Here is a 5,882-nt window from a genome sequence, read left to right as displayed (position 1 = left end):
CAGCATGCCGTGCTTTCGGGTCATGCGCACAACTATCAGCGCTTCACCCGGGGTCATGGCGACATGCAGATCCCCTACATCATCGCCGGCAACGGCGGCCACGCCGTCGCCAGACTCAAGCGCTCGAAAACGGCGGGCGGCGCGCCGGCCAAATCCGCCCCGTCGGACAAATCCGAGGGCGAGTCGGTTTATGAGTCGCCCTACCGTGCGCCGACGGTGATCCAGGCGGCCGACCACGGCAAGGACCTCGTCCAACTCGAGAACTATGACGACCAGGACTTCGGCTATTTGCGCGTCGTCGTCACCGACACCCAGCTTCGGATCGAGTACCATCCGGCCACGGACGGCGCCGCGGCCAAGACGCCGGACGACATCGTCGCGGTGAATCTCAAGACGCGCAAGCTCGCGGCTCCAGAGCCGTGACCGTCCGGCGTCGGCTTCGGGCGCGTCGCTCATCAAGGCGCCGTGCTCGAAGCCGAAGCCGCAAGACGGCTCGCCGGCGGGACTGTGACCGACGCACGCGTCGCGCTCTTTCCGCGGCGGAAGGCTGGCGGCGCCGCTCGCTTGCGGCCGCCATGTCGACGGCTATCCCCGCCTTGTTTGAGCCGCACTGAGGCGGAATTGCCCGCGAGTGTGGCTTCGGTGTAACCTTCCCTTGGGGGATCTGGTGTAACCTGCCTTTTTAAGGCGCGACGAGAGAGGCCGCGCGTTGGGGATTTACGTGTCGAAACCTGCTACGCCGCTTCTGGACGCGATCGCGTCGCCTGCCGACCTGCGCGCGCTGCCGGAGGGCGATCTCGTCAGGGTTGCCGAGGAGTTGCGCGCCGAGACGATCAGCGCGGTCTCGGTGACCGGAGGCCATCTGGGCGCCGGACTCGGCGTGATCGAACTCACCGTGGCGCTACACTATGTGTTCGACACGCCCCGCGACCGGCTGATCTGGGACGTCGGCCATCAGGCCTATCCACACAAGATCCTCACCGGACGCCGGTCGCGCATCCGCACGCTGCGCCAAGGCGGCGGGCTTTCCGGCTTCACCAAGCGCGCGGAGAGCGAATACGACGCCTTCGGCGCGGGTCACTCCTCGACGTCGATCTCCGCCGGCCTCGGCATGGCGGTGGCGCGGGACCTGTCGCATGGGACAAACAACGTCGTCGCGGTCATCGGCGACGGGGCCATGTCGGCAGGCATGGCCTACGAGGCGATGAACAACGCGGGCGCAATGGGCTCCCGGCTGATCGTGATCCTCAACGACAACGACATGTCGATTGCGCCGCCGACGGGCGCGATGTCGGCCTATCTTGCCCGCCTCGTCACCAGCCACACCTACCGCTCGTTCCGCGACGTCGCCAAGCAGCTCGCCAAGCGGCTGCCGAAGTTCCTTTATGACAAGGCCCGGCGCACCGAGGAATACGGCCGAGGCTTCTGGACCGGCGGGACGCTGTTCGAGGAGCTCGGCTTCTATTATGTCGGCCCGATCGACGGCCACAACCTCGACCACCTGCTGCCGATCCTCAAAAACGTGCGCGACATGCACGGCGGGCCGGTGCTCGTCCATGTCGTGACCAAGAAGGGCAAGGGTTATCCGCCGGCGGAGGCGGCCGACGACAAGTACCACGGCGTCTCGGCCTTTGATGTGATCACCGGCGCGCAGGCCAAGCCCAAGAGCAACGCGCCAGCCTACACCAAGGTGTTCGGCGAGGCGCTGCTCGCGGCGGCGCGCGCCGACGACAAGATCGTCGCCGTCACCGCCGCCATGCCCCAGGGCGCCGGCGTCGACATCATGCAGGAGGTCTTCCCTGAGCGGGTGTTCGACGTCGCCATCGCCGAGCAGCACGCCGTCACGTTCTCCGCCGGGCTCGCCGCCGAAGGCTTCAAGCCGTTCTGCGCGCTCTATTCGACCTTTTTGCAGCGCGCCTATGACCAGGTCGTGCACGACGTCGCGGTCCAGAATCTGCCCGTCCGTTTCGCCATCGACCGGGCGGGGCTCGTCGGCGCCGACGGCGCGACGCACGCCGGCGCGTTCGACGTCGCTTCGCTCGCCTGCCTGCCCAACATGGTCGTGATGGCGGCGGCGGACGAGGCCGAGCTCATCCACATGGTTGCGACCGCGGCCGCCTACGACCGTGGCCCGATCGCGCTGCGCTATCCGCGCGGCGACGGCGTCGGCGTCGAGCTGCCCGCCCGCGGCGTCCCACTGCCGATCGGCAAGGGGCGGATCGTCCGCGAAGGCTCGCGGATCGCGATTCTGACGCTCGGGACCCGGCTCGCCGAGGGTCTGAAAGCCGCCGAGGAACTGGCGGCGCGCGGGCTGTCGACGACGGTCGCCGACGCGCGATTCGCCAAGCCCCTCGACCGCGAGCTGATCCTGAAGCTGGCGGCGAAGCATGAATTGCTGATCACCGTCGAGGAAGGGTCGGTCGGCGGCTTCGGCGGCCATGTGCTGGCGCTGCTCGCCGACGAAGGGGCGCTCGACGCCGGCCTCAAGGTCCGCACGATGACCCTGCCGGACCGTTTTCAGGACCAGGACAAGCCGGAGCGGCTCTATGCGGCGGCCGGCCTCGACGCCAAGGGCATCGTCGCCAAGGCGCTGGCGGCGCTGGGCGCCATCGACGCTAAGGCCACCGGCCTGATCGCGTGAGCGCCGGGCCGCCACGGCCGAACGACGGGCGCGGCGAGCCTTCGGGGCCAAACCGGGCGTGCTTTTTCGCCTTGCTCGCCATCGTCGTGATCGCCGCGCTCGGCTACTGGGCGTTCACCGCGATCGAACGGCAGAGGGAGATCGCCCGCTGCCTCGACGAGGGACGGCGGGACTGTTTGGAGCTGATCAGCCCGGGCAAGTGATGCGTCTGAACGATGCGCTTCGAAATTCTCGGCGAAATATCCGACGAAATATCCGACATTGAAACTTTCGATCGTTTGCCCTCCGCGGGTTAGCGCCATGATGTCATTGGTGGTCGGCGCCACGTTGCCTCGGCCGCGCATCAGCGCGACGAGCCGCGGGTCCCTCGCCGGCCGATTTCCCCGCTATTTCCCCGCCAGGGCTCCGAACTCGGGTTAGCGACGATTAAGAAAGTCGCCGCTCGACCTTCTCTCGGCGGCGACGAACTCCGGAGGCACGCCGCAGATGAAGCATGCAGACCGCTGAATTGCACGTGCAGCGAGTCTCTTGGGCGCGCGATGCAACTACCAGGAGCCATTCCACGCTGACCGCCGCGCTTTTGTTAACCCGGATTCGGAGCCCTGATTTCCCCGCGCCTTCGATTGACTTCCCCTGCCCCTCGCGGCATAAGCCCGCTTCCTGGCGGCGCGAAAGCGCCGCAACGTTTTTTCCCGGCTCGCCGCCCGGTTCCGGCGCGACGTGTCGGGCGCGCGCCTTCCGGCGCGACCCAATTTTGGAGACACGATCGTGAAGCGGACCTATCAACCCAGCAAGCTCGTTCGCAAGCGCCGCCACGGCTTCCGCGCCCGGATGGAGACGGTCGGCGGCCGCAGGGTGCTGAACGCCCGCCGCGCCAAGGGCCGCAAGAAGCTGTCGGCCTGAAGGATCCCCGGCGGCCTCGAGCTGGCCGCCCCTTGGGCGATCTTCCCTCCTGCCCCATGCGGCGTCGCGGATGGAGCCGAAATCCCCGGATCAGGACGCCCCGGCGTCCGTCGGCCAGCCCCTCGGCCGCCTTAAGCGGCGCGCCGAATTCCAGCGCGTGAGCCGCGGCCGTCGACGGGCGCTGGAGGCCTTCACGCTCCAGGCGGCGGCCCGTCCGTCGGAGGACGCCGCGGACGCCGTCGCCCGCGTCGGCTTCACCGTGACCAAGAAGGTCGGCAATGCGGTCGTGCGCAACCGCGTCCGCCGCCGCCTCAAAGCGGCGCTTGGGGCCGCCGCGCCCCTTGAGGCTGAAGCCGATTGCGACTACGTGCTGATGGGCCGGCGCGAGGCGCTCGCGCGGCCCTTCGCCGCGCTGGTCCACGACCTGCGCGAGGCGTTCCGCGCCGTCGGGCGCAACGATAAGCACGGCCGAAGCCCGGCCCCCGCAAACCCGCCCAAAGGCAAGAACAGGCGACCATGAACTCCGAGGACACGAGAAACCTCTTTCTCGCCATCGCCCTGTCCGTCCTTGTGATGGCCGCCTGGCAGTATTTCTACGCCGGCCCGCTCTATCAAAAGCAGCACCAGGCGCAGCAGCAGGCGCAGACCGAAGCCCAGAACCAGGCGACCGCCCAGTCGCAACAGGCCGGCGCGGCGGCGCCCGGCGCCTCCAGCCAGCCGAACGTTTCCGCCCCTGGCGGCGCCCTCGCGCCAGGCCTCGTCGCGACGGAAACCGTCCCCCAGGCGCTCGAAACGAGTCCGCGCGTCGCCATCGACACGCCGAGCGTCGCCGGCTCGATCGACCTCAAGGGCGGCAAGCTCGACGACCTCGTGCTCAAGGACTACCGCCAGACCATCAACAAGCAGAGTCCGCTGATCCGCCTCTTGTCTCCCAGCGGCGCGCCCGACGCCTACTGGGCGACGACCGGCTACGTCGGAACCGGCGGCGCCAAGACGCCGACGCTCGACACGATCTGGACGGCCGACGACAAGACGCTGACGCCGAGCCAACCCGTGACGCTGACCTGGGACAACGGCGACGGCCTCCTCTTCAAGCGCGTCGTCTCGGTGGACAACAAGTACATGTTCACCATCGTCGATTCCGTCGAGAACAAAGGCGGTGCTCCGGCGACGGTCAGGCCCTACGGGCTGGTGCTGCGCCACGGCAAGCCGACTGTCGCGGGCTATTCGGTCCTGCACGAGGGCTTCGTCGGCGTGTTCGGCGACGGCGGCGTGCAGCAGGTGACCTACGCCGGCATCGAAAAGGCCAACGACAAGACCGACACTTATTCCGGTCCCGGCGGATGGCTAGGCTTCACCGACAAATACTGGGGCACGGCGATCATCCCGGGGCAGACCGAGCCGATCGACGCCCGCTTCTCGGCCAGCGGCGCCGTCCAGCCAATCGACTACCAGGCCGACTTCGTCGGTCCCGAGAAGACCATCGCGCCCGGCGCCTCCGTCGAGACGACCACGCGCGTCTTCGCCGGCGCCAAGGAAGTCAGTACGATCGACAATTACGGGACGAAGCTCGGCATCAAGAAATTCGATCTGATGATCGACTGGGGATGGTTCTATTTCATCACCAAGCCGCTCTTCCTGCTGATTGACGCGATCTACAAGTTCGTCGGCAATTTCGGCGTCGCGATCCTGATCGTCACGGTGCTGGTCAAGCTCGCCTTCTTCCCGCTCGCCAACCGCTCCTACCAGTCGATGGCGAAGATGAAGAAGATCCAGCCGCAGATCGCCGCGCTGAAGGACCTTTACCCGGACGACAAGGTCAAGCAGCAGCAGGAGCAGATGGAGCTGTTCAAGAAGGAGGGGGTCAATCCGGTCGCCGGCTGTCTGCCGATGGTGATCCAGATTCCGGTGTTCTTCGCGCTCTACAAGGTGATTTTCATCACCATCGAGATGCGGCATGCGCCGTTCTTCGGCTGGATCCGGGACCTCTCCGCGCCCGATCCGACCAACATTTTCACGCTCTTCGGCCTCGTCCCGTGGGAGCCGACGGCGGTGCCTGTGGTCGGGCATTTCCTGGCGCTCGGCGTCTGGCCGCTCATCATGGGCGTGTCGATGTTCTTCCAGATGAAGATGAACCCCGAGCCGGCCGATCCGGTTCAAAAGCAGATGTTCTCCTGGATGCCGGTGATCTTCACCTTCATGCTCGGAACCTTCCCGGCCGGCCTGGTCATCTACTGGACATGGAACAACACGCTGACCGTCATTCAGCAATATTACATCATGACCAAGGCGGGCGTAAAAGTCGAACTGTGGGATAACCTCATCAAGCTGTTCGCGC

Annotated in this window: 5 protein-coding genes and 1 pseudogene; all 6 read left to right on the top strand. The window is 66.8% G+C overall.

Features of this window, described 5'->3' with window-relative positions; all coding sequences use genetic code 11:
- Positions 1–423 (top strand): annotated as a pseudogene (locus ACLP25_RS00630) (hypothetical protein); the annotation flags it as partial.
- 298 nt (positions 424–721) lie between these two features.
- Positions 722–2,641 carry a 1-deoxy-D-xylulose-5-phosphate synthase gene (gene dxs, locus ACLP25_RS00625; protein WP_442467315.1) on the top strand — a complete coding sequence of 640 codons (1,920 nt, stop codon included), beginning with the start codon at positions 722–724 and terminating at the stop codon, positions 2,639–2,641.
- The gene (locus ACLP25_RS00620) at positions 2,638–2,844 is read left to right on the top strand and encodes a hypothetical protein (protein ID WP_442467314.1); all 207 of its coding nucleotides are present in this window, start codon (positions 2,638–2,640) and stop codon (positions 2,842–2,844) included. The genes dxs and ACLP25_RS00620 overlap by 4 nt, the downstream gene beginning before the upstream one ends.
- Positions 2,845–3,409: 565 nt before the next feature.
- A complete protein-coding gene (gene rpmH, locus ACLP25_RS00615) occupies positions 3,410–3,544 on the top strand; it encodes a 50S ribosomal protein L34 (protein ID WP_442467313.1) in 135 nt (44 codons plus the stop codon).
- A 70-nt stretch (positions 3,545–3,614) separates the two neighbouring features.
- Positions 3,615–4,064, top strand: a complete 450-nt coding sequence (gene rnpA, locus ACLP25_RS00610; protein WP_442467312.1) for a ribonuclease P protein component — start codon at positions 3,615–3,617, stop codon at positions 4,062–4,064.
- A partial coding sequence (gene yidC / locus ACLP25_RS00605; RefSeq protein ID WP_442467311.1) for a membrane protein insertase YidC occupies positions 4,061–5,882 on the top strand: 1,822 nt, incomplete at its 3' end. The genes rnpA and yidC, both read left to right, overlap by 4 nt.

It is taken from the genome of Roseiarcus sp., assembly GCF_052145395.1.
Lineage (GTDB): Bacteria > Pseudomonadota > Alphaproteobacteria > Rhizobiales > Beijerinckiaceae > Roseiarcus.
Note: the sequence above shows the minus strand (reverse complement) of the source record. Positions and strands in the feature narration are given on the sequence as shown.

Bases quoted from the DNA above. Each gene is read 5' to 3' on its own strand.
- rnpA (WP_442467312.1), top strand. From the start codon at position 3,615: ATGGAGCCGAAATCCCCGGATCAGGACGCCCCGGCGTCCGTCGGCCAG.